Origin of the sequence: Chryseolinea serpens (genome assembly GCF_900129725.1) — a bacterium.
Classification (GTDB): domain Bacteria; phylum Bacteroidota; class Bacteroidia; order Cytophagales; family Cyclobacteriaceae; genus Chryseolinea; species Chryseolinea serpens.
Genome location: NZ_FQWQ01000003.1, coordinates 895,492 through 921,895 on the forward strand (window position 1 = coordinate 895,492; position 26,404 = coordinate 921,895).

Genomic DNA, 26,404 nt, shown 5'->3' on the forward strand with positions numbered 1-26,404 from the left:
ACTATTGCCGGGACTGGATTATAACATCGTTTGGTGGAACGCCCGCCTTGTGTCTTAAAAATATTTGAGAAAGCCATCACGAATTTACAGGCTGCAAAATCCTTTCAGTGATGGATGCTAACATTGTGTTGGTGTCCGGAGAGCGATCGCGTTAGGTAATTCTTTCAAAATGTTAGCCATGGAAATGTCTCATTGATGATTTTCAATCATCTAAAAAAAAATTCAAATCTATTTTCCGATCTATGGACTAACAAGAATGAAGGTGGAGGTTTTTCGTAAAAATCAAGAGGCGAGAGAATACCTTAACAGCGTAGACTGGAACGAGTGGGAAAAAGTATTTGAGCAAACGGAAGCGGACGAAAGAAAGCGGGGAGATCAGCAAGCCGGACACAACCCGTTATAGTTATCAGTCGGTAAGAGAAAAAGCTCTTCTTCTTCACTTGGTCTTTTTCGTTGCCTGCAAAGCCCCCAGCAGATCAATCTCAACACGGGATACGATCATACGCCAATCAAAATTCCACGACTTGAAGTGTAAGCGGCATCGCGCCAGTGCCATGGGCGGAGAGGTCTGGATCACACCCGCGCCGCTGCCCGATTCCGAACCCCCCATTTTCAAAAACGGATACAACGCACCCGGCATGGGCGCAAAATGACCTCAAAATGAGCCTTTCGACCCGTTTGAAAGGTGGAACGAATTTGGTAACGCCAACCAAAACTTTTAGCGCATGATCCGGAATTATTTAATTGTAGCCTGGCGCAACCTTGTAAGGAATCGCGTGTTTTCAACCATCAACATTGCCGGGCTCGCCATCGGCCTGTCCATTTGTGGTCTGATCTATCAATACATTCAATTCGAACGCAGCTACGACCGGTTCAATGCCAACGCCGACCGGCTCTATCGCGTCACCCTGAGCAACATTGACGCCGACCATTCCCAACACGAGTCCGCTACGAACCACCCGGCTGTGGCCCCGGCCATGAAGGCCGATTTCCCCGAAGTGGAGGCGTTTTCGCGTTTGGCGCGGACCAATTTCTTCGTCAGCTCCGTCACCCTCTCCACGCAGGATAAAAAGGGAAATGCACTGGCGTTCAACGAAGAGAAAATGTTTCTGGCCGACGCGCCGTTTCTTACCATGTTTTCCTATCCGCTGTTGCAAGGCAACCCGGCCACGGCGCTGAAGGAGCCGAACTCCATCGTTATCTCCGAGACCATCAGCAAAAAATTCTTTGGCGATGAACCCGCACTGGGAAAACAATTGAGCCTGAACCGTGAAGTCAGCCTCACAGTAACAGGCGTGTTAAAAGATGTTCCTCAAAATTCACACCTGTCGTTCAACGTGCTCGTCTCCTTCTCTTCCCTCAGCGAAAAGTGGGGCTATGATCAATGGCGCTGGCCGGAATTCTACAACTACATTTTGCTCAAACCAGGAGCAAGCCGCACCGCGTTAGAAAGCAAACTGCCGGCCTTTGTCGATAAATACCTGGGCGACGTGAAGCGCGAGTACAAGTGGGACATCCGCATGTTCCTGCAACCCGTGTCTTCCATTCACCTCACCTCCAACCTGGCCCTGGAACAAGATACCAACGGAAGCGAACGGGTGGTCTACTTCCTGGGCTTGCTGGGCATTTTCATCCTGGTGGTGGCGTGGATCAACTACATCAACTTGTCTACGGCCAAGTCACTGGAACGCAGCAAGGAAGTAGGACTGCGCAAAGTGGTTGGGGCGAGCAAACAGCAATTGGTCATCCAATTCTTCTTCGATGCTTTCCTGGTGAACTTCCTGGCGATGGTGGTGTCGGCCGGCGTGCTGGTGGTGGCGATGCCGTTCTTTGAGCAGATCGTTGAAAAGGATATCAGTGGTGTATTGTATGAGCATGGCTTGTGGGCAAACCCCGGCATTTTGATCCTGGCCCTCCTCATTCTTTTTATCGGAACGCTTTTGGTGGGCGCTTATCCCGCATTATTGCTGTCGTCGTTCAATCCGGCGCAGGTGTTGAAAGGAAAATTCTATAAATCGGCGTCGGGTCAATGGCTGCGACAAGGTTTGGTTTCCTTTCAATATATGTTGTCAATTTTTCTGATCGCGGGCACGATCGCCATGTACCGTCAATTGTCGTTCATGCAGAAACAGGATCTGGGCTATGCGAAAGACCAGGTGCTGGTGCTAAAGACACCGGCCGTGTTCGACTCCACGATCATGACCCATATTTCATGGTTCAAAGATGCCGTGACCCAATTGGCTTCCGTAAAAAATGCCACCGTCTCCAATGGCGTTCCGGGCAAAGTGCTACTGGCCCGCAACGGAGCCCGCAGGATCAGCCAGGCGCCCGACGCAAACTTCAACTGCTACCAGAAATCAATCGATGAAAATTTTCTTTCCACCTTCGGCATCACGCTGCTGGCCGGCCACGATCTGACCAAGCAAGATTTGTTTGTCTATGATAAGGAAGCGCCGATCCTCATCAACGAAGTCATGAGCCAAAAGTTAGGCTTTGCCAAACCGGAGGATGCGCTCCACGAAAAAATATCCTTTGGCATGGGACCGAACGAGCAACACGGAGAGATCGTGGGCGTCATCAAAAACTATCACCAGGTTTCACTGCACGAGAGCTATGAGCCGATGATGTTCATCAACCCCGATTTCTTTTCCTGGAATTATATTTCCATCCACCTGGGCACCGGCAACATGACCGCATCGATCGACGCCGTAAAAAAAGTATATGACGAAGCTTTCCCCAACAACGCATTCGAGTACTTTTTCCTCGACGAATACTTCAACCGTCAGTACAATTCCGACGTCCGCCTCGGCAGTGTCTTTGGCATCTTCACCGTCCTGGCGATCATCATTGCCTGCATGGGCTTGCTGGGGCTTTCGATTTTTGCCGTGGTCCATCGCACCAAAGAAGTCGGCATCCGCAAAGTGCTGGGAGCGTCGGTAACGACCATCCTGGCTTTGTTCTCCCGCGATTTTATAAAGCTCCTGCTGGTGGCCTATTTCATCGCCATGCCCCTTGTATATTTTGCTGTGAACCGCTGGCTCTCGAGCTTTGCCTTCCACATCTCTCCGGGATGGGATGTGTACGTAGCGCCCCTGATCATCTTGCTGATCATCTCCATTTCAACGGTAGGGTTCATCTGTTTCCGCGCCGCCACCGCCAACCCAACAAACTCATTGCGACAGGAATAAGGAAGGCCTACAAGTTTGCCGACAGAGCACGTCGTCCCGCAGGCACAAACTGCCTCGAACTTCGCACTTGTTCAAGGGACCCCGTGGATAGCGCAATGAAATTCGTGTGGTGATGCAATTAAAGAAGCCCTACAGATTTGCCGACAGCGCATGTCGTTCCGCAGGCACAAACTGCCTCGAGCCTCGCACGCGTTCAAGGAACCCCGTGGATAGCGCAATGAAATCCGTGTGGTGATGCATTTCGAAGGGGGCGGAACGCTTTCGGTGTGCGCTTGGCATTATTCAACGTGGAGCACATCTCATGTCATATAAAACAAAACGAATCCCTGGATCTGCAGGGTGACGCGTTCTGAACGAGCGGCGCGCTATCTGTACTTGCCGGGTTTCGTTTTATTTCTCGTGCAGTGCTTCCGGATTCACTGCTCTCGAAACTCGGGATGTCTTGAATTACGAGCGTGCGTTTTTAAACCATTCGTGCCTGCGACATGACGTGCGGGCCCTGCGACATATCGATAGGGTGTCACCTCAACAAATTAGCTGGTATTTTACTAATGGACTGAATCTCAATATTCCGGTAATAAACCTCAGCGCCTTCGCTTTGCAACTGGATCTTCCCCTCCTGCAATGGCGTCAGCTTGCCGTTGTCGAGCTGACTGGAATGTTGCAGCACCATGACCACTTTCCCATTCATCACGTGCACCGCCGTGCCACCATAACAATAGAGCTCCACCACGTTCCATTCGCCAGACGGTTTCTCGGCGTCGGGATTTTTTATGCAGTGTCTTCCCTGGGGCGATTTCTCGTTGAACAGGAGTAGTTTTTCTTTGGGGTTGTAAATGTAGTTAGCAGAATCTCCCTTGGCGGTCACTTCAAACGATCCGCCGGCAACACCCCAATAGTCGCCGCAGTCGCCTTCCTGGAGTTGAAATTCCTGTGAGCGCATCCAGAATCCGAAGTCGGCCCCGTGCTCGCCAACGGCATGGTAGAGCAAGCCGCTGTCGCGCTTGTTGTTTTTCTTGGGATGTGATTTGGACTGGCCCCATTTGAACTCCAGCCGCAGGTGATAGTTCTTGAACGCCCGTTGTGTGGAAATGCCGCCGAAACGTTCACCGGATATTCGCAGTGCCGCGCGGCCATCGATGGTCACGATAGAGAAGACTTTCAGGGGATCGGTGTTCAGACCGAGGGGAGTGTGGTCCCACACGTTTAAGATCGTGTCGTAGGAGGGACCCAAATACGTATCCCAGCCGGCCAGATCTTTTTCAGTCAATAGTTTTGTCCAGGGAGGATCTTGCGAGATGCCTTTGGTTGAAAGAAGGACCGAAAACAAAAGTAAGATTGATTGGCGCATGATGATTTTTGATAATGATTATCCACCCGATGATATATAAGGTACGAATTCTTATTGAAATTTGCCCATGTTGGTGTTCTTCACCAACATGAGTTTGGAGGGAACACGCCGACCGTTCATAGACACAATTGATAGCGGATATTTAGATCAAGACATTTAAAATGTTGATAAAATAAATCACCCCGGAATCTGCGTGGTACCCATTTCTGAACGGGTGGCGCGCTTTCTGAATTTGCCGGGTTTCGTTTTATCTCTTTTGTAGTGCTTCCGGATTTCGTGCTCTCGAAACTCGGGATGTCTTGAATTGCATGCGGTTTTAAACCATTCGTGCCTGCGACATGACGATTATTGAAACATCATTTGTCCGAGTCGCGTGTCCATGTTGTATACATCCTTGCGCAAATTCAGTTTTCCGTCGCGGCCGACAAACGCGGTGAGGTAGGCAATGAGCACGGGGACTGTTTTTTTGAGTGTTACATATTTTTCCTGGCCCGCATTCATGGCGGCATCTATTTTCGTTGTTGTCCACTCTGGATTGTTTCGCAAAAGATATTGAGCCAGTTTTTTGGGCTCGGCCAACCGGATACAACCATGGCTGAAGGCACGGTTGTCTTTGTCGAACAGGCTTTTGGAGGGTGTGTCGTGAAAATAAATGCTGTAGCTGTTGGGGAAGAGAAACTTCACCAGGCCCAGCGAATTTCGTGGACCCGGTTTTTGGCGCACCATGTTGTCTACGCGCTCCATGTTATGCTTCTCCAGGTAGTCCGGATCTTTTTGAATGCCCGGCATGATCTCGTTTTGCAGGATGCTCGTGGGCACGTTCCAATACGGGCTGAATACAATATACTTCAGGTCGCCCGTAAAGATCACCGTCTGGTGAAGCACCTGCCCCGCCACGATATTCATATCCCAAACCAGCGAATCGGACTGATACACATACAGCTTAAAAGAAGGAATATTTACCACCATATAATCGCCATCCATCCGCTCGGGCACCCACCGGCACCGTTCCATGTTGACCACAATCTTCTCGATGAGATCGCCCACCGGTATATTCATTTCACGGATCACGCCCGTGCCCACCACGCCATCGGTCATGGCACCCCGGCTTTCCTGGAAACTTTTGACAGCGGTTTCAAGATCTTGGGTGAAAAGCAGCGAGGTCGTATCTCCGGCATACTCTCCCGTGGCGAACAGTCGCTTGCGGATCTGGAGAACGACCAACGACGAATCGCCTTTTTGATAGGATTTCTTTTCCGGTGAGATGGGTTTCCATCCACCGGCCGATTCGATCTCCTTGTATTTTTTTAGATACGATTTCAGCAATGCGTATTGGCGGTAAACGGGTTCGCGCGCCACAAACGCATGCCCCGACGGCAGGAGGAGGGAGTCCATAAGTGTTTTGAGATCGAGTTTTTTGCGGGGCAGATACCATTCGAGTTTACGCGTCTCGTCTTCGCCGATGCCTTGCCAGACGTGACGGGCAAAACTGAAGTATTGCGAGGTGAGCATCAGTTCGGCCTCGGCGTTCATGGGCTCGCGTTGCAACAGCGTGTCCCGGTCGTCCATCAGGGCCTGGAACAAACGGATGTAGGGTAATGTCTTGGTGAGGCCGTCTTCGTCTAGATTTCGGATCCGGTTGAACAACCCTGTGGCCTGCTCGATCAGTCCGCGGCGGTCATACCAGGCATAGGAGTAGCTGCGTGCGCGATAGAATTTCTCGAGGTCGTCGGTGTAGGAAGCAAAGTCGGGGTACTTTTTCACAAACGAGAGCAAGGCACTGCTGTCGAAATGAAAGGAGGTTTGGTCGCTGAAATTGCCGGCCACGAGTTGGGCTTCCTGCATTTTTTGTTCGCGCAGGGAATCGGCGCCGGCCTGGTCGGTGAGATGGGAGGTCTCTTTACAACCACAAAAACAAGCCACCAGGAAAACCAAGAGGGGGATTTTTTTCATATGGAAAAATTACGCAGAAATGACGACGAAACAGAGAAATAAGCATAAAACCGGGGAACATTGGAGGGCCTTGCCCTGGGTCCGTGACCCGGGACGCTAGGGTCAGCCCCCACGACTATAAACGTGATTATTTTGATTTCTCAAATCCGCTCGGTATATTTATGTAACTGGTTACGTAATTGATTAACATAAAAGGGATCACCATGGATTTCTACAACAAAACCGGCAAAATGGCCATCGGCAGCCGATTGAGGTTGCTCACTGACAAAGTCACTACCGACGCGGCGGAGATCTACAAATTGTATGACGTGGACCTGCAACCCAAGTGGTTCCCGGTATTCTACACCCTGTGCAGTGGGGATTCGACGATCACGGAGATCGCCCAGCAAATCGGCCACTCGCATCCTTCCGTAAGCAAGATCGTGGGCGAAATGCTGCGGAAAGGCGTGGTCTCGGAGAAGAAGGACAAAGCCGACAAGCGCCGGAATGTGATCAGCCTTTCAAAAAAAGGGAAAGCCATTGCCACGAGCATTCAGGATCAGTATAAAGACGTGAACGAGGCCATCGAGGAAATGCTGACGCAAACCACAAACGATCTTTGGAAAGCCATCGAGGAATGGGAAATCCTTTTGGATCAGAAAAACCTGCTGCGCCGCGTGCACGAAAAAAAGAAGCTTCGCGAGAGCAAGAAAGTGAAGATCGTCGACTACACGCCGGCTTACGCAAAGGCCTTTAAGGAATTGAATAAGGAATGGATCTCCACCTACTTCAAGATGGAAGCCGCGGATTTTAAGTCGCTCGAAAATCCGAAGGGATATATTCTCGACAAAGGGGGTGCTATTTTAGTGGCGCTATACGAAGGGGAACCCGTTGGCGTTTGCGCCCTCATCAAGATGAACCATCCGGAATACAGCTACGAACTGGCCAAGATGGCGGTCTCCCCAAAAGCGCAAGGGAAGAACATCGGCTATCTGCTGGGCAAGGCCATCCTGAAAAAAGCAAAGGCACTGGGCGGGTCGTCGGTGTACCTCGAGAGCAATACTATTCTCAAGCCCGCCATCAGCCTATACTATAAACTCGGCTTTCAAAAAACATTTGGAGAACCAAGCCCCTATGAACGCTGCAATATTCAGATGGCTTTGAAATTGAAGTAGCCTGACATCGTGGAGGTGCCGATTTTTTGTGGTTGGATTTTTCATCCTTTCTTCCGGCCTTTAAAATGTCTATTTGGCTATCCGCCACAACGCCGTTTGATGGCGTGGTATGTTTTAGCAGATTAGGTTGTGAACCGGTTGTCTACCGGAAACCTGATCAGCCTAACCATGAAAAACTTCTCAAGCCTTAAGAATCATCGCTTTCTAATTTTTTGCCTTCTCGTTTCACAAAGTTGTACGCAAGCAAAACGCACCGAATCAACCGCAGCGCCGGTTTCGGATTTTTATCAGGTAAGCGATTTTGCGGCGGTTGAAAAATTCGATACCCACATTCATTTGAACACGGACGCTCCTGCTTTCATACACCAATCGGCCGAAGACAATTTTCGTTTCCTCGACATTGTCGATGACCGGCCTTTCGGTCTGCCGATGGAAGACCAGGAAATGATTGCGCAGAAGCAAGTGGAGACATTCCCCGGCCGTGTGGCATACGCTACTACGTTTTCGGTGAAGCACTGGAACAGCGATCGTTGGGAGCAAGAAACGATCGACCACCTGAAGAATGCATTCGCTCACGGGGCGGTGGCCGTTAAAGTTTGGAAGAATGTGGGGATGAGCTTGCGCGACAGGGACGGGAAGTTTGTCATGATCGACCATCCCAGGTTTGACTCCCTGTTGAACTACCTGGCTAAAAATAAGATCACACTCATCGGTCACCTGGGCGAACCCAAAGATTGCTGGCTGCCCCTCGACAAAATGACGATGAAGGGAAACCGTGCTTACTACGCCGAGCACCCCGACTATCACATGTATCTGCACCCGGAGTTCCCATCCTATGACGACCAGATCGCAGCACGGGATCATATGCTGGAGAAACACCGTGACCTGTTTTTCATTGGGGCGCACTTGGGCAGCCTGGAATGGAGCCTGGATGAGCTGGCGAAACGACTCGACCGGTTTCCCAACATGGCGGTAGACCTGGCGCGCATGTCCAACCTGCAGCATCATGCCATGACGGACTGGCAAAAGACACACGATTTTTTTGTGAAATACCAGGATCGCCTGCTCTACGCAACCGACCGTGCGGTGAATCCGGATAAAGATTCCGTCGAAATGAAAACGCTCGTGCACGAAGCCAGGCTGCGCGATTGGGAATTTTTTACAACCGAAAACAAAATGACATCGAATGGCTTTGATGGCGAATTCAAAGGACTGAAGTTGCCCCGTACGGTGGTGGACAAACTATATTTCAAGAATGCTGCAAAGTGGCTGCCGGGGACGAGCTTGAAGTAAATCTGGCAACGTCACGTACAAATAACGCGTAGGATAAAAAAAATCCCCTGGCGAAACCAGGGGATAAATTACTTGATGGCGATTGGAGCGTGCTTACAATGCCTTCTTAAAGGTCACCTTGTTGCGTTCTTCCAACTCTTGCGAAGCCAGGAATTTTTTCAGCTCTTCCTGCGACTGGCCGTAGGGCAACAAGTCTACCTTTTCGGCAAACAGGTCGGAGAAGAACCAGATGGAGCCGGCGAGCATGCTGCTGGCGATGATCGTGGCCACCATGTCGGGTATCGGTAGTTTCGGGTTCCAGGTTCCGTAGTAAAGAATGTTGGTGGCGAAAGAAGCCACGGCGTAGATCTTGGAAGGCAGACGTTTTCCATTGAGGATAAACATCAGGATGGCCGCCTCGATGGAGACGGCAAAGATGAAAGCATGGGCCCAGTTGAACGCGGTGATTCTTACTCCCCCATAATTAAAACTCATGTCGGCCACGCGGATGTGTTCGAAAATATACATCGTGTGGATGATCTGGGCGACGAGCACAAAAATGAGCGTAAGAAAAACAAGCGTTTCGGATTTAAGAAAATCAATGATCTTTTTCATTGCGTATAGAATTTGGTAAAGGTTCTCAGGAGTAACGTGGAGTATGAAGTTGTGAAACAATGTATTCGATCTGATCAAAGGGTTCTTTCACATCGGCGTCCAGGATCTTTTTGTCCTCGACATGAAACGCCACGCCCAGGTCGTCCAGCTCGTTCAGGATGGGATCGTAAATCTCTTTTTTTGTGGGTGTGTGAAGCCCTTTCACTTTGATGTTGCCCACCAGGTAAGCTTTTGCAGCGGCGCCGGTGGTGAGACTGATGGCCTTGGCGGTCGCCGAATTCAAGAGGTCTTCGCCCTGCGTGATAAGGGTGGACGTGAATTTGTGGCGGAAGTTCTGGTAGTCGTACTCCAGTTCGTGTCGCATGACAATGCAATCTTTATCCTCCGCGCGCATGCTGAGTTTTTTCTCCAGCAAGTGTTGCAGAATGATAGCCGGCGTAATCTCCCGGTGTCCCTCCGGCCAATCGTCTTCAAACAGGCCGAGCCAGCGGAGCGCTTCCAATTCGATCCAGTTTGCACCCAGGTGTTTTTGGAGTTGGGTCTCCAGGGGTTCTGTGGGTGAGTAGGGTAGGAGGGAGCGCAGGAAATAACGAATGGATTTATTTTCAAAAAGCTCGATCCGGTTGGTGTTGTCGGTCAGTCCCAGTTGGACGATGAGTTTCCAAATGCGCTCGAATCCCTTTCGCACCAGTCTTCCCTTCGTCACCGTATGGGCCTCGGTGAGGTCGTATAGCTTGCGATAATATAGCGCGTCGCCTTCGGGAATGGCTACGATATCGGGAAGGCCCTGGATGACGATCGGTTCGCTTCTGTCCAGCAGTTGATGGTAAGGAATATGTTGAAGCTGGCCGTTGAGCAGGTGACGGTTGTTGCCCTTCCCCAGGTTGATGAGTTCGCGCGACGGTTCCGTCAATTTATATTCCCACGGATTGTCGATATAAGACTCTGCGATCTGGCTTCCGCTGTAGGTCTTCAGGGAAGCAATTTTGCCACCGCGGATATGAATATTGTCGATGGCTTTTTTTAGCGTGACGTGATCTAAACCGGGGGAGAACCCGCATTCGAAAAGCAATAAGACATCGCTTTTTTCAGCTTGCGATTTTTTAGCGACCAACTGACGGGTGAGACGGGATGGCGTAATAAGATCTTTTCCGTGGGCGATGCAACTGTCGGCCACCTGCAATAACATAACATCCGGAATCATGCCGATGACCAGGTCCACCTTGCGGATGGCGTGATCGCATTGGCGGTAGTCGGTGATATTAATGAAGAGAACATCGTTGCTGAATTTTTCCTCGCGCATGCGCCGGACGCAACTTTCCCCAAACATACTTCCCACGCAGATCTTCCACCCATAGCGTTTTCCTTCCAACGCCAGATAACGGACCAACGGCACTGAAAACTGATCGGTACTCAACAGCACAAGCACGGTCTTCATTTGCGGCCAAATAGTTTAGACGCCGAAAATTCATTGCATTTCAAGCAGCAAACTTGTGAAATCGCGCCCTTTTCTTACACCCGCAAGAACTGTGTCGTGGTGCTGCTTAATTCATCGAAAGGTCATATACGCAATTCATTGCTGAAAGTGACTACAAACAGAACAAATGTTCATCTTCAGCGAGTGCGAATTGGTAACTCACGCAATTATGAGCACAGAAAAAACCGGAAAATTCCGTATGTGTCAACCGTTGACACACACGGATTTAGGTTGTTCCCCAGCGCACCATGTCATCGAGCAATTGACGCAGGGAAACGCCTGTAGAGGTCAGGTGATATTCAATGATTTGCGGTGGATGGGCCACAACAATATGGCGCACAAGGAGTTGATCCTGTTCCAGCTCCCGCAATTGCTCGGTGAGCACTTTTTTACTGATCCGGGGCATGCTTCTTTGCAACGCCCCGAACCGGTTGATGTCGTGTTGGATCAGGTATAAAATGATCGGCTTCCATTTTCCGCCGATCATCTCGAAGATCCGGGTCATCATGCAAATGGAGGCATCGTAGGTGGTGGTCGCCATAAAAAAACAATTCGTTTGATTGTCAGTCGGTTAATTCAGGATGCACGCGGTTCCCATCCGGTAACTACTTGACCTGCGGTGCGCCCGTTCATAACCTTGCAACGTTATGATGAAACAAGAAGTTACCACCGTCAGTCGTCTTAGCGTAGCGCTAATGGTCCTGACATCGATCCACCATGCCTATGGTGCTATTATTTACAACACGCCCTGGCGTTTGCATATTCTAATGATCAGCGTCCCGGTGATCGTCTTCACGATTATTTTTTACTACTGGTTTTTAAAAAAGGGAATCCGCACCCGGAGCTTGTTTTTTGGAATATACCTGGTGCTGACCTTGGTTGCTTCGGTCGCGTTGATCGGACTCTTTGAGGGCGTCTACAATCACCTTCTGAAAAACGCGCTGTTCTATACGGGAGTCAGCCACGATACGCTGCTCTTTCTATTCCCCCCGCCGACATATGAAATGCCCAATGACTTTTGGTTTGAATTCACCGGCGTGCTGCAAGGCGTTGTGGCCATTCCGTTGACGGTGTATTTTGTCCGGTTGGTCAGGGCGCTGGCGGTAAAGGAAAAGAAAGATTGAGTGCGGTAAATCAGATTACCCTTTTTCCAATTGCGCGAGCGAGAACCAATTGCCGGAATCGTCTTTGAAGAGGGCCTCGACGCCATAGAATTCCTTTTTGGGTGGCTTCGTAAATTCAACACCCTTCGCCTTCAACTCTTCATAGGTGGCATAGATGTCGTCGCAGGTGAGGACGCCGCAGCCGAAGGTTCCTTTTTTTACAAGGTCTCTCAAGGTTTCGGCGGTTTCTTTCGAGTACCACATGCCCTCGGTGATGGGCGTCAGGTTGATCTCGAAGTCGGGATGGTCTGGCGGTGCCACCGTGAGCCAGCGATGGCCATTGGCCGGCACGAGGGGCACATCCATGACGACTTTGAAGCCAAGTTTGTTGATATAGAAATCATAAGCGCTGTTCTGGTCGAGCACGTAGATGCTCACGTGAGTTAGTTTTGTGATCATGGGTTGAGTAGGGTTAACTATTGAATTGCCGGAGATGGTGGTCACAATGTTTATAGACCAATCGTCCGATCTGTTCCCGGGTTAATTTACCAAAGAAGGGATGGACGAGATCGGGCGCCCACGTCTGCGCGTGTTCCTCGATGAGGGCGATCCATTTCGACTTCTCGATCGAAACATCGCCATCATCTTTTATGATGAGCGCTGAGATCGTGGGAGAATTTCGTGTCAGGGGTGCTTCATTTTTCAGCAGCTTGTTCAAGGCCATTTTGCCGAACAGGCGGCCGATGAAGGCGCGATCATATTTCGTCTTCCCCAACATCATCTCCTCCCAGAGACGGCAGTGTTTCACCATCTGGTAAACTTTCATTTTGCCCCACTGCGCCGCGCTGTTCTCCTGCAGGGTGTTGATGCGGTGGATCAACTCGTCGCGCGTGGCTTTGTCGTATACTGTTTTCATGGTTGTTTTTGGACAAAGAACGGTCCTGACGGAGGTTTTGATTTCTCTAAAATTGCTGTTTTTCAGAGCCAGCCGCTTTTGTGCGCGAAGCAACCCGGGATGAAGCGGAGTGGCGTTTCTTTGATTTGCGCCTTTACATGTTGTTGCTGTTTGGAATACGCCAAAGGCGTGATGCCATAGAGTCGCTTGAACAGTCCACTGAAAGAACTCAGGCTTTCAAACCCGACGGCATAACACACTTCAGAAACGGCCATGCCATCCTTCAAGAGGATCTTTGCTTTTTCTGTCCTCACCGAAATCAGGTATTGGTGTGGCGTTCGGCGATAGATGCTTTTAAACTGCCGGATGAAATGAAATTTGGAAGAGTAGGCTTCATCGGCGATGTTGTCGAGGTCGATGGGTCTTGCGTAATGGGCATCGATGAAAAGCTTGGCTTGCACAAGTCTTCGGTAGAGGAATATCTTGGGGTAAGCGTAGGTTGTCATCGCTGGTCTGGGAGATGCCATGAAAGGTGATTCTGAAGGGATAAGTTATTAAAAAATCCGGAGACGCGTAGAAAAACATCGCTTCGTGGTGTTTCCGGCAGGGCAATGATTTCACGTCTTTTGCGGCAGTGAGTATGAGGATGGTCTCTAAAGGATTAGTTTTGTTTTCGCATGACGTTTAGAATGAAAAATGAAATGAAAAGACTGCTGCTATTGTCATTGCTCATCGCATCCTGTGGAGAAAAGAAGGCAAAGCTTGAATTTGAACAAGAGAAATGGAGCCCTTATCAAGTCTACTTAAAAAATTATCAGCCGGTTACTGAAGCGCAGTTCAATGACTACATGTCGGACATACAGCGGTCAATAAAATTAGACTCTTTTCATGTCTTCCTTCTTGCTGAGAACATAAACGATATTAATCCGGAATTCAAGAAAAAATTCTTCCGGGGTATATTGGGAAGGGAAGATTTAGAAAGGGCGGCAAACGATTCGGCAAAGGTGCTTAGAAATCTCCGGATTGGATTTGGCGTTTACGAAAACGGAAAGTTTTTGAAAAACGATTTTTATGACTCTTTGATTCTGAATAATCAATTTTTTAAGCATTGACGGCCTGCTCCGAAGGAGCTAAGGGAAGTGTTTGGAAGCAGCCTCTGTCAAAAAGATAGCATATCACCGTTTCCAGATCTTGTTTTTCCTTTCATACGTTTGCAAACGCCGCATCATTCTCATAGGAAGGCCTCTGTTCGCGAAAAGGTAACCACCGAAAAAAAAATATAATAAAGTTTAGTTGAACCGTGCAACAATGTTCGGGGAGTGGGTCATAGGGCAAGATGCGGGAAGGACAACGCTTTTTTGTAACAGAGTTGCGTTGATCAGAATTTTATATGGATTGGCATAGCCTCGGCAAATGTAGTCCATCGGCCATGTACGCACGCTGGGCGACCGTTCGCTCAACGGTGGTTTTTTTAGCGGTCTAATCTGGCTATCTTGCTGGCTGTTAACGTTTAGTGGATGCTTTTCAGCAAAGGCCTATGGCTCATGTGCGTTTTCGGGTTCCTGGGTGCGGAAGCCTTTTGTCAGACGAAAGTTATTGACAGCCTTGAACAAAAACTCGGAAATGCCCGCGATCGCGAGCGCGTCGACGTCCTCAATCAACTTACTTACGAATTCATTTCCGTTAACACGGACAAGGTCCTGCAATATGGTGATGACGCACTTCGTCTTTCACACAAGATCGGCTACGTAAAAGGAGAGGGCATTGCCTATACCTACCGGGGCGTGCAAGAATATCTTTCCGGACAACTTCAGCAAGCCCATAAAGATCTGCACCGGGGACTTTCGTTGTCGGCGCAAGTGGACGATAAAATAAACCAGGGATACACGTTGCTTCAGTTAGGCAATTGCAGCCTCGAAGAAGTGGAGAATGACTCGGCACTACTTTTCCTTCAACGATCCTACGAATTTTTTAAAGACAGCACCCAGCCGGCATCGCTTTCCAAGATCTACCGGAATATGAGCGCGGTCTATGGCCAGCGCTATCAATACGAAAAACAAGGAGTGTATCTCGATCGCGCCATTGCGATCCGCCGGTTATTACCCGACCAAACCCTGCTCACCGACGCCCTGACCCTCAAAGCCACAAACAAATGGATGATGGGCGACGTCCCCGCCGCCGAAGCCCTCCTCGACGAAGCGCTGGCAGTCGCCGTCAAGCATCCTGAGGACGAGGAAAATCTCCAGGACATTCACCACCTGAAGTCGATGGTCTTTTTTCAACAAGGTCGGTTCGACGAAGCGGTCGCGCTATTTGATTCGGCCCGCAATTATTATTTAAGAACATCCCTGTACCGGAAATACGTGACGATGCTCATCGACATTGGAGAAGTGTTTTCCGATCGTGGTGAATACGAACTAGCCCTCGATAATTTATATGTCGCCCTGGAGCTGGCCAAGCTGCGTGGTTATGAAGTCGAGACCCATGTGATCCGTACGCGTATTGGCTGGATAAATTTTCGCCTCGGCGATTTAAAACAAGCCTTTCGACTGGCGAACGAAGCGTTGAACTATACCACCAAACGCCAGCCGCAAGCAGACATCGCGAACGCGCTTAACCTCAAGGGCGTGGTCCTTACCGACCTCAATGAATTCACACACGCCAAGGCCTGCCTGGATTCTGTTATTCAAATCTACAAGCAGTTGGGCGACAATCGCGGGATCAGTGAAGGACTGATGAATCTTGGATTTTTAGAGGAGAAACAGAAGCGGTATTCGCAGGCCCTTGGATTGTACAAAGAAAGCATCCGGCTTGCCGAAGCGTCCCATTATATCTATGGCCTGGCTTGGTCGAATTGGGGAATGGGCGACATTTATTTCAAACAGGGTGACTACAAAAGTGCCGCACAGTTTCTGGACCGATCGGAAGAATATTGCCGGGTCATCCATGCCCACGAAATCCTGATCATCAACTACAACACCCGAAGAGATCTGCTGGCCGCGCAAAATCGATTTAAAGAATCCTTGGGATTTTCCGTCCTGGCCAGCCAGTTGAAAGATTCCATTCACCGCACAGACCTGGCGCGGCGGTTTGTGACCCTGGAGAAAATGCAGGAGATCGAACAACGCGACCGCGACATCAAGGCGTTGCAAAATGACAAGCAACTGGCGGAGAATAAAATAAACTTGCAGCAAGCACAGATACGCCAGCAATTTATTATGCTGATCGGGGGCGTCATCAGCCTGGCCTTGTTGGGTGCGCTGGCCCTGGTGTATTATCGTTTTTATAAACGCATCAAAGTGCTCCATGCAGACATCACGGATAAAAACAAACGCATCCAGACCCAAGCCGATAAACTCCATGAGGTGAATGCCGAGTTAAAGCATTTGTATCACGAGGTTTCGGAGCAGAACGAAGAGATACAGGCGCAAGCCAGCAAACTTGCCGCCAGCAACAAGAGCATCAGCGATCTTAACCGCGGCCTGGAACAGATCGTAGCGCAGAAAACACTGGAGCTTCGCACGACCAACGAGGAACTGGCCAAGCACAACAACGAATTACTTCAATTTTCCTATACCGTATCACACAATTTGCGGGGCCCGGTAGCGAGACTGTTGGGGCTTTCCGATATTGTGATCGCCGAACAGGATTTTAAAGAAGCCCAAAAATGGGTTGCCCTGATCGGTAAGACCGCAGGAGACCTGGACCTGATCATAAAGGACTTGAACAAGATCCTGGATCTGCGCAACGAACCCCACCAGTACCGCGAGACTGTGGAGCTCGACAAAGAATGGAAGCAGAGCATTAGTCTGCTACAGGACAGCCTCAACGGCCACGAAGAGATCACGGCGAACTTCGAAGCGTTGCCCCAGATCGCCACGGTGCGGGCCATGGTGCAAAGCACGTTCTACAATTTATTGAGCAACGCCATCAAGTTCCGCTCACCCAACCGCGATCTGAAAGTGACCGCCACCAGCAGTTATGTCGATGGGAAAGCTCGGTTGGAGGTCCGCGACAACGGTATGGGATTCGATATTGGGGTGCACAAGGAAAAACTTTTCAAGCTCTACAAACGGTTTCACAATCACGTGGAAGGTCGTGGCATCGGTCTTTACCTGGTGAAGTCGCAGGTTGAAATACTGCATGGAACGATCGAGGTGGAGTCGGTGCCGGGCCAAGGCTCGCGCTTTACGATCACCTTGCCGTTAGACGAAGACCCATCGCACGTTTTGGCGAGTTAGCAACGTGGGTCAGCCGGCATGCTTGTTGTGTCGGTCTCGCGGATCTTAAAGCATCAGCACCATTTTTACATCGGCTGTTTCGAAGGGAGAGTCCTCTAGGGGAATGTGTTTAAATCCATAGCGCTCATAAAGCCTGAGGGCAGGTTGGAGTTTGCTGCTGGAGAACAACTCGATCTTTTCGGCCTTTAGCGCTCTTGCTTTTTGAATGCAGGTTTCAATGAGTGGCTTGCTCAGCCCTTTGCCACGGTGATTTACGCCCACCGCCATCTTGGCGAGTTCATAGACGCCATGGTGTTCTTTCATCAAGGCTGCGGAACCGATCACCTCTTCACCCTCCATGGCGAGATAAATAAAACCGCCTTGCTCCAGGATGTGTGTTTTGGGATCGTTCAACACATCGAGGTCGCGTTGTTCGGTGAGGTGGTGCAGATCGAGCCACTCCAGGTTCAGGGCTTTGAACTGGGGTTGGTAACGGTCTTCGTAGGCAATGATGGTCACGGGCTTCATGGGTATGGGGGTGATCTGGCGTCGGTAGTTTCAAAGAAGTGGATACACACTAAATATATTAACTTCCTCCAAGGCCGACAAAAAGAGTTAAACGGAGGGGATTCCATTTTTGTTTGATCCCTGACCGGAAACCCCGGAACCTGATTGTAAAAGAATTGGCTAAATTGCATCGGGCCGAAAAGTCCCGGTCTCTGAACTTGGTTAGGATATGACAGCAGGGTTGGGGTAGAGGACAAACATTCATCATTTAAAGCACATACTATGTATTCCAGCTGTTGGGAAGTTATAAAAGACGACTCTAAAAGAACATTTGAAGTTTGTGGAAAAGGCGCAAACAACAACTTTTTCACCAACAGCATCCATGGCATGCAAAGAGCCGGGATGAACGTCAGTGGCCTAACCCTTCCCGTGGGGGTTACGAACTCAAACAAAGAGGGCATAAAGGTGCCGGGCTATACGAAAGAGGAAGGGTTGCATGAAAGGCTTCTGGGCGAGTATAGGGTCATACAGAGGCAGTCCATAGATTTTGATGATTGATGCTTACTGGCATTGTCATTTTTGATGTCTGAACGTTTTCTATCTTCGCGCCCGTTGTTAAAATAATTCGTTATGACGCGTTTTGTGAAATTCCAATCCATTCTTTTCTCCGTCGTCCTTATCTTCATGAGCATTCAGCACAGTTGCGCGCAACTCAGCAAAGGAACTTTTATGATGGGAGGGACCCTATCAGCCAATGCAAAGAGCACGAAGGAGCGATCCTCTGAATGGAAAACCCGGTCGATCAACATCAACCCTAGTCTTTTTTATTTTGTGGCGAATAACGCTGCCGTGGGGTTGATCACACCCTGGGACTATACGTATGAGAAAGCAAGCAATAGTAAACGGGTTACGACCACTTCCACCTATTTTGTGGGGCCCGCGGTTCGATACTATTTCCCTTTCGGATCATGGGCGGTTTTTCCTACGGCAAGTTTCATGCACGGATGGCGCACGATGAAGTCCGGCTATCCCGACTACAATGATTTTCCCACGAAAGTGAAAGGGAACATGAATAGCTTCAACGGTGGGGTTGGTATAACCTACTTTGTTGCAAAAAATGTCGGTGTAGAAGGAGTGCTTTCCTATCAACACGATACCGCTACTTCGCGTGACGACGCCAGTCAGCTAAGCGGGGAGTGGAAAGAGCGGGATTCTTCATTCAATTTGAGTATAGGCGTACAGGTATACTTGTCGAAAAAATAACGGAACCCGATAATGCGGCCAATAGAAGGCCGAGACGCTTGGGATTTCTACGATCGCCGGTCTTTTCTTACATGGCTAGCGGGCGTTTGGTGGCAATTCCTATTTTTGACGCGTCATATAAGTTGGCTTTCGTATGAAAAATCTAATTGGCACAGGACTCCTTGTGCTCACGGCTGTTGTTGGCTATTGTCAGGACCTCGTCATCACCGGCACAAGCGGGCCCAAGACCTTCGAACAGTATGTTCCGTTTACAGTTTCCGCTACCGTTAAGAATCAGGGTATTGTGGACATTACCAAGACTACGTTCGTGGACGTCTATTTATCGACAGACGCGACCATCGATGGGGCTGACATTCGGACGGGTTTTTTCACGGTAACGTCTATAAAGGCAGGTGAATCCTTAGTGCCTTCCTTCTCGGCTTCCAGTGCGAATGTCATCAAATCTGCGCCGGGAAATTACTATGTTATTTTGAAGGCCGACGCCCAAAACGCTCAAGCGGAAACGGATGAGTCGAACAACATCACGGTAGTTTCGGACTACGTTGTCACGGCGCCGAATATCGACTTTGCATTTCAGTCGTTTAGTTTAGATAAGTCAACTGCCGCCATGGATGATGTGGTGGTTCCGGTATACACCCTAAAGAACAACGGATCCACAGCCTTCACGGGCAGCATTTTTACCACCTTCTATTTGAGTACGGACAACGTGTATGACGCCAGTGATGTGAAGCTGAATGCATATTATGATGCATTCTCGTCCGGGCAGGCAACGAGTCAAACGTGGTATCAATTACTGATGCCACATAAACCCGCCGGACAATATTACATTATTGCCATCGCCGATAAGAACACTAATGGACAATCGGAAATTGCCGAAACCAACGAGAATAACAATACCGTTTCTGCCCCGGTCACTTTGGTGAACGGCAACGTTGACATGGACTTAGCCAGTGGCATGATGCCCGATGCCATCTATGTGGAGTCTGGTCTTACGGGAATCCGCGTGATGTTCAATTTACTGAACAAAGGCACCACCGGTGTGTTGGGGTATTCCTTCAATGTATATCTTTCAGCGGATCGTGCGTTGGATGTCAATGACTATCTCGTTAACACGTCGGCGCCGATGACACACAATGCCTTCTATGTTCCTGCTGGCGGTCAGATTTCCAGTACGTTCGATGTCTTTCTCAACGACTTACGTGAACCCAGGTTGTGGGGGACAAATTATGTTATCCTAAAAATCAATGCCGACGGCGCCATTCCGGAGACGAACACCTTCAACAATGTGGCGACGTCCTTAGGAACCATCACCATCAATCCCCCGAATGAGTATATAGAAATTTTGAACGCAAGCCCTTCAGGCGTATACAGCAATCTGGATACGCATCTTGAACTGGATGGTACGATGATCAATCGCGGATCGTTTTTCAGCGGACCCGTGCCCAACAAGGTTTTCATCACGGACGCGAACAATGTGGAAGTCTATTCCACCGCACTATATGAAAACATTTACCTGCCCCCAGGCGGCACCAGTCCTTTTCATTGGAGCTTGCCGTTAGACCACGTTTTGGCGCCAGGCGAATACACGCTGACCATCAACGCTGGGTTCGCTAGAGGCTTCTACACCATGCCCCTCACCATTCAAGAAGCGAAGTTCAACCTCTATGGAACTATAAAGGGTGAAGACGGCGTGTTCCTGACGAAGGGTAAAGTTTTTTTATACCGGAAGGCAAACAACGAGATCGAATTCGTCGATCAAAGAGAGCTTACGGATAGTACGTTTAGCTTTCAGGTGGATACAAGCCCCTTCACCTTATATTTTATTCCCGACAAAACAGCATTCCCCGGCTATGTTCCAACCATCCTTGGAAAGAGCCTTATACTGGACGATCAAGCTTTTTTGTCGCTCACAGAAGATAAAGGCGTGCGATTCACGATTCTGAAAGTGAATCCATTGGTCCAAGGCTCCATGGTCATCAGCGGCACCGTTAGTCAAACTCAAAATCCAAACGGACGGAGCGAGACCCTGTCCGTTGCCGGCTTGCCGGTGATTCTGCTGTCCGCATCCGGCAACGTGGTTGGGCTGACCCAAACCGATGACACTGGTTTTTATCAGTTCGCCAATCTGCCCGTAGGCAGGTATATGGTGCTTATATCTTTTGCGTTGGATGAAGTGCAAATGCAGGAGCCCATCACGGCCGACGTCAGGCTTCGCAGCGCGCAAGTTGACATCTCCGTTTCCCCTACGGGAACGCAAGGGCAAGTCACTGTCCTTCTTTTGAAGCAGCGCATTACTTTTGGAACGTTGTCGGGGAAAAGATATGCCGACGAACCCTTTGCCTTGGCAGCCACCACCGATGCGGCGCTCCCGATTTCCTATACCAGCTCGCAACCCGGCGTAGCCAGGATCGAAGCAGGGAAGGTGGTCATTGTTGGCGCCGGCACAACGACCATCACCGCGCTTCAGCAAGGTGATGATAATTATCAGCCCGCCACCCCGGTAGAACAAACCCTCGTGGTGTCCAAAGCCCTTCAGCAAATCAGCTTTAGTGAAATGGGATTGGCAGAGAGCGCCGATGACGTAGTGCTGGATGCTGTGGCGAGTTCCGCGTTGCCGGTTTCCTACGTGTCGGAACATCCCAACGTAGCCACCGTGGAGGGCGAGGTGTTGAAAATTCACGGATCAGGGGAGACCCTTATTTCCGCCCTGCAACCGGGCAATGGGAACTATGAACCTGCGGCAACCGTGTCCAGAAAATTGACGGTTCAACTCGTCACGGGCATAGAAGACCCGTTGGCGAATGTAACCGTCCATCCGAATCCGACCGCGGATTTCCTGATCTTCTCATTCTCATCACCGATCCGGCAAGTGGCCATTACCGACGTGACCGGCCGTTCGCAAGCATTGACGATAGCCGATCGCGTAGCCGACCTGCGAAAGTTTGAAGCCGGCGTGTATGTGGTCAAAGTGCAATACGGCAATGGAGTGAAAGTATTTAAGGTGGTAAAGGAATGATCTGATGCCAGCGAATCAATCCTTGTCGCTCTGCAATTGAGTTGTCCGCATAGGGGTAATCCCGGATGTAGCTTAGCGGGGCCGTTGCGGCTAGATGTTTTTTACTCAAAATCTTACATGGAATAGGTCACAGCGGTTATCGAAGAACCGCCCGGGGAAACCCTTCCTATTTTTCGGTGCAATTATAAATCGTTATCGTCTATGAAATTCCTATGGAGTGTCGTACCCCTTTTAATAATCACCCTGTTTTCCTGTAGTCACGACGAGGACATCGATGTTCCTGCCGCGACGAAAGGAAAGGCCAAACTCGATATAGGGGATGCTAAGGGGTTGATGGTCTACGAAAACAGTGCCTTGTCTGGTGGACGCGTGAAAACCTCGGGCTCAACGTTGTATAAATTGTTGCCCTCCGGTGAGTCGAGGCTGGTCAAATTTGTCAATGCCGATGGATCAGCCATCGATACGACAAAGATGACGATGGTTGTGGAGGTCTATAACATGATGAAATTGACGGATGATTATATTTTATTATCGGGAAATTTCCAGGTGAACGACTCCATCGGCAATCCACTGGTGTATACTAACCTGCTGGTGCGAACGGTTGATGGCGCTATCTACGATTTTGGCGAGTCAGTGCCATCCTCGCGAGACGATGACCCGGCTTACTATCAAGATGGCAATAACAATATTTATTACCGGTATGGATCAATGATCATGAAAATGTCTTTAGCGGACCCGGACAACATCACCCGCGAAGCGTATCTGCCGGACGGCCAAACGGCTGGAGGCTATGCGGTCGATCAGGAGGGTAATTGCTTATACACCGGTGGAAACGGAATAAAAGTCAGAAAAGCATCGGGAGGACTCTACGCCGATATGTCCGGAGCGTTTGGTTCGATGTTCACCACACTGGATAACCGGTTGATCTTGGTTGAGGGACAGGACAAGAGGATCATTCAATATAAAGTGGAAAACGGCAATGTGACCAAGGAAATACTTTTTTCATTGTACGACTACGCGAATGCGAATTTTACGGGAACGGAAAGCACGGCCTACACCAGCAATGTGGGGGGCAGCTGGTATTTCACCCGGGCGGAAGACGAGGACTTTATTTATTTTATCGGGGGTTGGGCGTGGTCGAGGATTTCGAAAAGCGATTATGTGGCCCATTCGCTCGGCGCCTTTCCCGAAATGAAAATATTGGGAATAACCGATACGCACATTTATGGCAGAGACAACTACAAGTTCTATAAAGTTGATAAAAGCACCTTTCAATTGGAGCCGATAGGTCTGCCCGCCACCGATACGTACGAGATCTACTCCGCTACCATGTCGCGTGAGGGAGAGATCACGTTTAGTGCTTTGCGCTATTCGGATGGCGTAAAGATCGTGGCTACCATCAAGGCCGATGGAACCATGGTGATCATTGACGAGCATTCCGATCGCAAGCTCCAGGCTTTGGAAAGGATCAATTAAGCCGTAACGGCTCGGCGTCAGCGCCAGGGCTGTCCGGGAAAATGTCGTTCTTGTTTTTTATCTTTGGATATGAAGAAGAAAGAATGCCCCTCATGTGCTATGAAGATCGATGCGAGGAGCAAGGTCTGCGAAGTATGCAACTATGAGTTCCCGGACCATAACCGGGGCCTGAAATGGGCGGCATTTCTTCTGGCTGTGCTGCTGCTGTTGCTCTATTTATGGTGGTGACCATCGCTGGCGGTATAAGGCCAGTTGGCCGTTTCAACATTACTTCGTCTAAAATAAGGGCCAGCGCAACTAAAAAGGGCCCCTCCGGGTTATAAAAAAAGTTCTGAGAATTGGGTGATTGAGCCTTCCTGATGGGAATTAACCAGAAACCATGAACGAACCCACCGTTTCGGCCTTAAGAAAAAGAGACAATGCAGCCTATACGTTGCTGTATACTTTTTATTACCCTACCATCGCCGGGTTCGTCAAGAAGAACAGCGGCACCGATGCGGATGCCGAGGACGTGTTTCAGGAGACCATTATCGTTTTGCTCGACAAAGTGCCCAAGGAGGATTTTATCCTTACCTCATCGATCAAGACCTACATCTTTGCCGTGGCCAGCAACATTTGGCTGAAGCGGCTCAGGGACGCCAGGCGCATCACCAAACTTGACGCGAGCTATGAGCTGGAAGACATGACCTTGGCCGAGTGGGAGGAGAAAGAAGCCGCAACGGTAAAGCAAAATGCCCTGCAACGGATATTTGCCAAGCTCACCAAACATTGTGTGATCTTCCTGACCAAGACCTTTCTGGCGGGTGTCTCACGCGAACAACTCATCGAGGAGATGGGCTATAGAAATAGTCATACGTTCGACAATCAGAAATATAAGTGTCTCGATCAGGCGAGAAAAAATAGTTAGTTGCGGCGGGTGATCCGATCCGGTCGTTGGAATTAAAGCTGAATAAAAATCCAACGATGAAACTTCAAGTCAACCAACAAGCTCCTGTTTTTACCACACACGATGTCTATGGCCGGGAAATCGCCCTGCAAGCATTGCGGGGAAAGAAAGTCTATCTTAGCTTCGAACGAAACGCCGGTTGCCCGGTTTGCAATCTCCGGATACACGAACTCTTGAAACATGTGGATTATTTCTCCACCCACCAAGTCGCGGTACTGCTGGTCTATGAATCGACGGTTGAAAAAATGAAAGACTACCTGGTGGATATTCGATCGCCTTTTCATTTTATTGCGGATCCCGAAAACACACTGTACAAACAATATCAAATCGAGCGATCGTTTTTAAAAATCTTCAAAGGATTGTTCTACGGGCTCATCGGAAAAGCCATGGCCGGAAAGAAACTTTTCAGGGAACCCACGACGCAAGATGGACACACGAGCACCATCCCGGGCGAATTCATCATCGATGAAAAAGGTAACTTGAGTACCGCCCATTATGGTGGATACATCGGAGATAACCTGGTGCTGGACCTGGTGAAGGAAAAACTGAAATGATTGCGTGACGGTGAAGACGTTCATCCTTGTGCCGTCACTATGCTATGAAAGATAGGCTACGAAGCTTTCAATTTAATCTCCGCGGCGCTGATGATCCTTAAAGTCTTCGCATTTTGAAGATAGAGAATGATGCTGCCCTTATTTTCACCAAGACCGCGCGGCCACACCAGGTTGATCTCGTCCTTTTCTTTTGCCTCGTGTTGCTTCATGGAGCGGACCACATGAAAGTGCTTCAACACCTTGTCCTTATTTTCCCCCCGCAGCACGGAATGCTCGACGCGCTCCTCGATGACGGCAACATTTAGTACGCTGTTCTTGGGGAGTTTACTGAGCGAGTATTGTACGGTGACCACACTGTCGCTTTTCGTCGCGATGGCTTCGAGTGAACGCGCCGGCACAGAATCGAGGGCAGCCTGCACCAGGTAGCGAAAGAAAACAGGATTGGATCCGACAAATTCATATTTTCCGTTCACCACCGCTTGCGGCGTGTAAAGCATTGGCAGCTTCAACGTTTTTTGATAGAGTTTTTGCCGGTCGGTATAGGCTTCGACACTGTAGGGGTCGATCCATCCCAGGTGGTTCCAATAGGTGACGTGATAAGCAAGGCTGATGACACGCTTACCTTCCTTTTGCATGATGCTGGTCATCTCGTCCAGGAGCTCATCGGCCGCCGGACAGCTCGAACATCCTTCGGCCGTGAACAACTCCACGACGGCCACGGGCTCGGAAACATATACCTTCCTTGGCGCGAAATGAAAATTCAAAGCGGCCAGAAAGAGAACAATGACACCATATTTCATAGACGGTCGATTTAGTCAGCACAATCAAAAACAGACGCGCACAGAAGGCCGCCTGTCCGGCGTCTAATTTCGGAAATTGGATCGTCTGATAAAATCCCCCGGGAATTAACCCATCCGGCAATGATCCTGTACAGGACAAGCCCAAATCATTGATTTTGGGTGATGATGGTCACCCAACGCTCTGTTGTTTGTTGGACCTTCAAAAACGAGTTCTACCCATCCTTGCCAGTGTCTCCATAAGAAGGGCGCACCCACTTGTTGGCGGAACGCTAACAAGTTTTATTCCAATACCGTGACCTCACCAAAGCAACCCCCTCCTTCATCATCCCCCTCGCTATAAAAAACGCATCCACCACATGCTGATCCTGCGCAAAATTATAAACCCGCCACCGCCCTTGTTGGTGTTCTTCACCAACAAGTTTCTAGCCCGGGAGATTCACATCACCAGCACCCTCCGAGGCCACACGTATTGATCATCCCTTCATCATAAAAAACGCATCCACCACATGTTGACCCTGCGGAAAATTATAACCCCGCCGCCGCCCTTGTTGGTGTTCTTCACCAACAAGTTTCTGGCCCGAGACATTCACATCACCAGCACCCTCCGAGGCCAC

At 49.7% G+C, this 26,404-nt stretch carries 22 protein-coding genes; 12 read left to right on the top strand and 10 right to left on the bottom strand.

Features of this window, described 5'->3' with window-relative positions; all coding sequences use genetic code 11:
- Positions 1-725: 725 nt before the first annotated feature.
- The gene (locus tag BUB30_RS23635; RefSeq protein WP_073138949.1) at positions 726-3,188 is read left to right on the top strand and encodes an ABC transporter permease; all 2,463 of its coding nucleotides are present in this window, start codon (positions 726-728) and stop codon (positions 3,186-3,188) included.
- A 520-nt stretch (positions 3,189-3,708) separates the two neighbouring features.
- On the opposite strand, the gene BUB30_RS23640 is transcribed toward BUB30_RS23635, so the two are convergent.
- Together BUB30_RS23640 and BUB30_RS23645 are read right to left on the bottom strand one after the other, a co-directional pair.
- Positions 3,709-4,539 (bottom strand): 3-keto-disaccharide hydrolase, encoded by an 831-nt coding sequence (locus tag BUB30_RS23640; RefSeq protein WP_073138952.1) that lies wholly within the window; start codon positions 4,537-4,539, stop codon positions 3,709-3,711.
- A gap of 345 nt (positions 4,540-4,884) precedes the next feature.
- Entirely contained in the window at positions 4,885-6,492 is a 1,608-nt protein-coding gene (locus tag BUB30_RS23645; protein WP_073138955.1) for a L,D-transpeptidase family protein, read from the bottom strand.
- A gap of 203 nt (positions 6,493-6,695) precedes the next feature.
- Between BUB30_RS23645 and BUB30_RS23650 the strand changes: the two genes are divergently transcribed.
- The gene (locus tag BUB30_RS23650; protein ID WP_073139679.1) at positions 6,696-7,646 is read left to right on the top strand and encodes a bifunctional helix-turn-helix transcriptional regulator/GNAT family N-acetyltransferase; all 951 of its coding nucleotides are present in this window, start codon (positions 6,696-6,698) and stop codon (positions 7,644-7,646) included.
- A 168-nt stretch (positions 7,647-7,814) separates the two neighbouring features.
- Entirely contained in the window at positions 7,815-8,939 is a 1,125-nt protein-coding gene (locus tag BUB30_RS23655) for an amidohydrolase family protein (protein ID WP_084138371.1), read from the top strand.
- Positions 8,940-9,032: 93 nt separating this feature from the next.
- Here the strand turns inward: BUB30_RS23655 and BUB30_RS23660 are convergent, their stop codons facing one another.
- From BUB30_RS23660 to BUB30_RS23670, 3 genes are all read right to left on the bottom strand, one after another.
- Complete coding sequence (locus tag BUB30_RS23660) at positions 9,033-9,533, bottom strand: hypothetical protein (protein ID WP_073138958.1); 501 nt, start codon at positions 9,531-9,533, stop codon at positions 9,033-9,035.
- A gap of 25 nt (positions 9,534-9,558) precedes the next feature.
- On the bottom strand, positions 9,559-10,971 hold the full coding sequence (locus tag BUB30_RS23665; protein WP_073138961.1) for a saccharopine dehydrogenase C-terminal domain-containing protein: 1,413 nt from the start codon (positions 10,969-10,971) through the stop codon (positions 9,559-9,561).
- A 265-nt stretch (positions 10,972-11,236) separates the two neighbouring features.
- A complete protein-coding gene (locus tag BUB30_RS23670; protein WP_073138963.1) occupies positions 11,237-11,551 on the bottom strand; it encodes a winged helix-turn-helix transcriptional regulator in 315 nt (104 codons plus the stop codon).
- A 106-nt stretch (positions 11,552-11,657) separates the two neighbouring features.
- On the opposite strand from BUB30_RS23670, the gene BUB30_RS23675 reads away from it, so the two are divergent.
- Positions 11,658-12,134, top strand: coding sequence for a hypothetical protein (locus BUB30_RS23675; protein WP_143165053.1), 477 nt, complete (start codon positions 11,658-11,660; stop codon positions 12,132-12,134).
- Between the two features lie 15 nt (positions 12,135-12,149).
- Here BUB30_RS23675 and BUB30_RS23680 read toward each other — a convergent pair whose 3' ends face one another.
- The 3 genes from BUB30_RS23680 to BUB30_RS23690 form a co-directional block, all read right to left on the bottom strand.
- Positions 12,150-12,572: a VOC family protein gene (locus BUB30_RS23680; RefSeq protein ID WP_073138969.1), complete on the bottom strand. Its 423-nt coding sequence runs from the start codon at positions 12,570-12,572 to the stop codon at positions 12,150-12,152.
- Positions 12,573-12,585: 13 nt separating this feature from the next.
- Entirely contained in the window at positions 12,586-13,029 is a 444-nt protein-coding gene (locus tag BUB30_RS23685; RefSeq protein ID WP_073138973.1) for a DUF1569 domain-containing protein, read from the bottom strand.
- Positions 13,030-13,091: 62 nt separating this feature from the next.
- A complete protein-coding gene (locus BUB30_RS23690; RefSeq protein ID WP_245804154.1) occupies positions 13,092-13,535 on the bottom strand; it encodes a helix-turn-helix domain-containing protein in 444 nt (147 codons plus the stop codon).
- A gap of 174 nt (positions 13,536-13,709) precedes the next feature.
- Here BUB30_RS23690 and BUB30_RS23695 point away from each other — a divergent pair, with 174 nt between their 5' ends.
- Together BUB30_RS23695 and BUB30_RS23700 are read left to right on the top strand one after the other, a co-directional pair.
- Positions 13,710-14,120 (top strand): hypothetical protein, encoded by a 411-nt coding sequence (locus BUB30_RS23695; RefSeq protein ID WP_143165054.1) that lies wholly within the window; start codon positions 13,710-13,712, stop codon positions 14,118-14,120.
- Positions 14,121-14,525: 405 nt separating this feature from the next.
- A complete protein-coding gene (locus BUB30_RS23700) occupies positions 14,526-17,249 on the top strand; it encodes a tetratricopeptide repeat protein (protein WP_073138981.1) in 2,724 nt (907 codons plus the stop codon).
- Between the two features lie 45 nt (positions 17,250-17,294).
- Here BUB30_RS23700 and BUB30_RS23705 read toward each other — a convergent pair whose 3' ends face one another.
- On the bottom strand, positions 17,295-17,756 hold the full coding sequence (locus BUB30_RS23705; RefSeq protein WP_073138983.1) for a GNAT family N-acetyltransferase: 462 nt from the start codon (positions 17,754-17,756) through the stop codon (positions 17,295-17,297).
- A 261-nt stretch (positions 17,757-18,017) separates the two neighbouring features.
- Between BUB30_RS23705 and BUB30_RS23710 the strand changes: the two genes are divergently transcribed.
- The 6 genes from BUB30_RS23710 to BUB30_RS23735 all read left to right on the top strand — a co-directional run bounded on the left by BUB30_RS23710 (position 18,018) and on the right by BUB30_RS23735 (position 24,990).
- Entirely contained in the window at positions 18,018-18,293 is a 276-nt protein-coding gene (locus tag BUB30_RS23710; RefSeq protein ID WP_073138986.1) for a hypothetical protein, read from the top strand.
- A 72-nt stretch (positions 18,294-18,365) separates the two neighbouring features.
- Complete coding sequence (locus tag BUB30_RS23715) at positions 18,366-18,998, top strand: outer membrane beta-barrel protein (RefSeq protein ID WP_073138988.1); 633 nt, start codon at positions 18,366-18,368, stop codon at positions 18,996-18,998.
- Positions 18,999-19,131: 133 nt separating this feature from the next.
- A complete protein-coding gene (locus BUB30_RS23720; RefSeq protein ID WP_073138991.1) occupies positions 19,132-22,014 on the top strand; it encodes a CARDB domain-containing protein in 2,883 nt (960 codons plus the stop codon).
- Between the two features lie 201 nt (positions 22,015-22,215).
- Entirely contained in the window at positions 22,216-23,490 is a 1,275-nt protein-coding gene (locus BUB30_RS23725) for a hypothetical protein (RefSeq protein ID WP_073138993.1), read from the top strand.
- Positions 23,491-23,869: 379 nt separating this feature from the next.
- Positions 23,870-24,397 (top strand): RNA polymerase sigma factor, encoded by a 528-nt coding sequence (locus BUB30_RS23730; protein WP_073138994.1) that lies wholly within the window; start codon positions 23,870-23,872, stop codon positions 24,395-24,397.
- A 56-nt stretch (positions 24,398-24,453) separates the two neighbouring features.
- Positions 24,454-24,990 carry a redoxin domain-containing protein gene (locus tag BUB30_RS23735; protein WP_073138996.1) on the top strand — a complete coding sequence of 179 codons (537 nt, stop codon included), beginning with the start codon at positions 24,454-24,456 and terminating at the stop codon, positions 24,988-24,990.
- Between the two features lie 56 nt (positions 24,991-25,046).
- On the opposite strand, the gene BUB30_RS23740 is transcribed toward BUB30_RS23735, so the two are convergent.
- Entirely contained in the window at positions 25,047-25,790 is a 744-nt protein-coding gene (locus BUB30_RS23740; protein WP_073138998.1) for a DUF1223 domain-containing protein, read from the bottom strand.
- Positions 25,791-26,404 lie beyond the last annotated feature (614 nt).

Excerpts from the sequence above, each read along its gene's own strand:
- BUB30_RS23635 (WP_073138949.1), top strand. The coding sequence starts at position 726 with ATGATCCGGAATTATTTAATTGTAGCCTGGCGCAACCTTGTAAGGAAT.
- BUB30_RS23700 (WP_073138981.1), top strand. The coding sequence starts at position 14,526 with ATGCTTTTCAGCAAAGGCCTATGGCTCATGTGCGTTTTCGGGTTCCTG.
- BUB30_RS23640 (WP_073138952.1), bottom strand. The coding sequence starts at position 4,539 with ATGCGCCAATCAATCTTACTTTTGTTTTCGGTCCTTCTTTCAACCAAA.
- BUB30_RS23735 (WP_073138996.1), top strand. The coding sequence starts at position 24,454 with ATGAAACTTCAAGTCAACCAACAAGCTCCTGTTTTTACCACACACGAT.
- BUB30_RS23690 (WP_245804154.1), bottom strand. The coding sequence starts at position 13,535 with ATGGCATCTCCCAGACCAGCGATGACAACCTACGCTTACCCCAAGATA.
- BUB30_RS23645 (WP_073138955.1), bottom strand. The coding sequence starts at position 6,492 with ATGAAAAAAATCCCCCTCTTGGTTTTCCTGGTGGCTTGTTTTTGTGGT.
- BUB30_RS23680 (WP_073138969.1), bottom strand. The coding sequence starts at position 12,572 with ATGATCACAAAACTAACTCACGTGAGCATCTACGTGCTCGACCAGAAC.
- BUB30_RS23695 (WP_143165054.1), top strand. The coding sequence starts at position 13,710 with ATGAAAAGACTGCTGCTATTGTCATTGCTCATCGCATCCTGTGGAGAA.
- BUB30_RS23720 (WP_073138991.1), top strand. The coding sequence starts at position 19,132 with ATGAAAAATCTAATTGGCACAGGACTCCTTGTGCTCACGGCTGTTGTT.
- BUB30_RS23655 (WP_084138371.1), top strand. The coding sequence starts at position 7,815 with ATGAAAAACTTCTCAAGCCTTAAGAATCATCGCTTTCTAATTTTTTGC.
- BUB30_RS23740 (WP_073138998.1), bottom strand. The coding sequence starts at position 25,790 with ATGAAATATGGTGTCATTGTTCTCTTTCTGGCCGCTTTGAATTTTCAT.
- BUB30_RS23685 (WP_073138973.1), bottom strand. The coding sequence starts at position 13,029 with ATGAAAACAGTATACGACAAAGCCACGCGCGACGAGTTGATCCACCGC.
- BUB30_RS23670 (WP_073138963.1), bottom strand. The coding sequence starts at position 11,551 with ATGGCGACCACCACCTACGATGCCTCCATTTGCATGATGACCCGGATC.
- BUB30_RS23665 (WP_073138961.1), bottom strand. The coding sequence starts at position 10,971 with ATGAAGACCGTGCTTGTGCTGTTGAGTACCGATCAGTTTTCAGTGCCG.
- BUB30_RS23710 (WP_073138986.1), top strand. The coding sequence starts at position 18,018 with ATGTATTCCAGCTGTTGGGAAGTTATAAAAGACGACTCTAAAAGAACA.
- BUB30_RS23725 (WP_073138993.1), top strand. The coding sequence starts at position 22,216 with ATGAAATTCCTATGGAGTGTCGTACCCCTTTTAATAATCACCCTGTTT.
- BUB30_RS23705 (WP_073138983.1), bottom strand. The coding sequence starts at position 17,756 with ATGAAGCCCGTGACCATCATTGCCTACGAAGACCGTTACCAACCCCAG.
- BUB30_RS23675 (WP_143165053.1), top strand. The coding sequence starts at position 11,658 with ATGATGAAACAAGAAGTTACCACCGTCAGTCGTCTTAGCGTAGCGCTA.
- BUB30_RS23650 (WP_073139679.1), top strand. The coding sequence starts at position 6,696 with ATGGATTTCTACAACAAAACCGGCAAAATGGCCATCGGCAGCCGATTG.
- BUB30_RS23715 (WP_073138988.1), top strand. The coding sequence starts at position 18,366 with ATGACGCGTTTTGTGAAATTCCAATCCATTCTTTTCTCCGTCGTCCTT.
- BUB30_RS23660 (WP_073138958.1), bottom strand. The coding sequence starts at position 9,533 with ATGAAAAAGATCATTGATTTTCTTAAATCCGAAACGCTTGTTTTTCTT.
- BUB30_RS23730 (WP_073138994.1), top strand. The coding sequence starts at position 23,870 with ATGAACGAACCCACCGTTTCGGCCTTAAGAAAAAGAGACAATGCAGCC.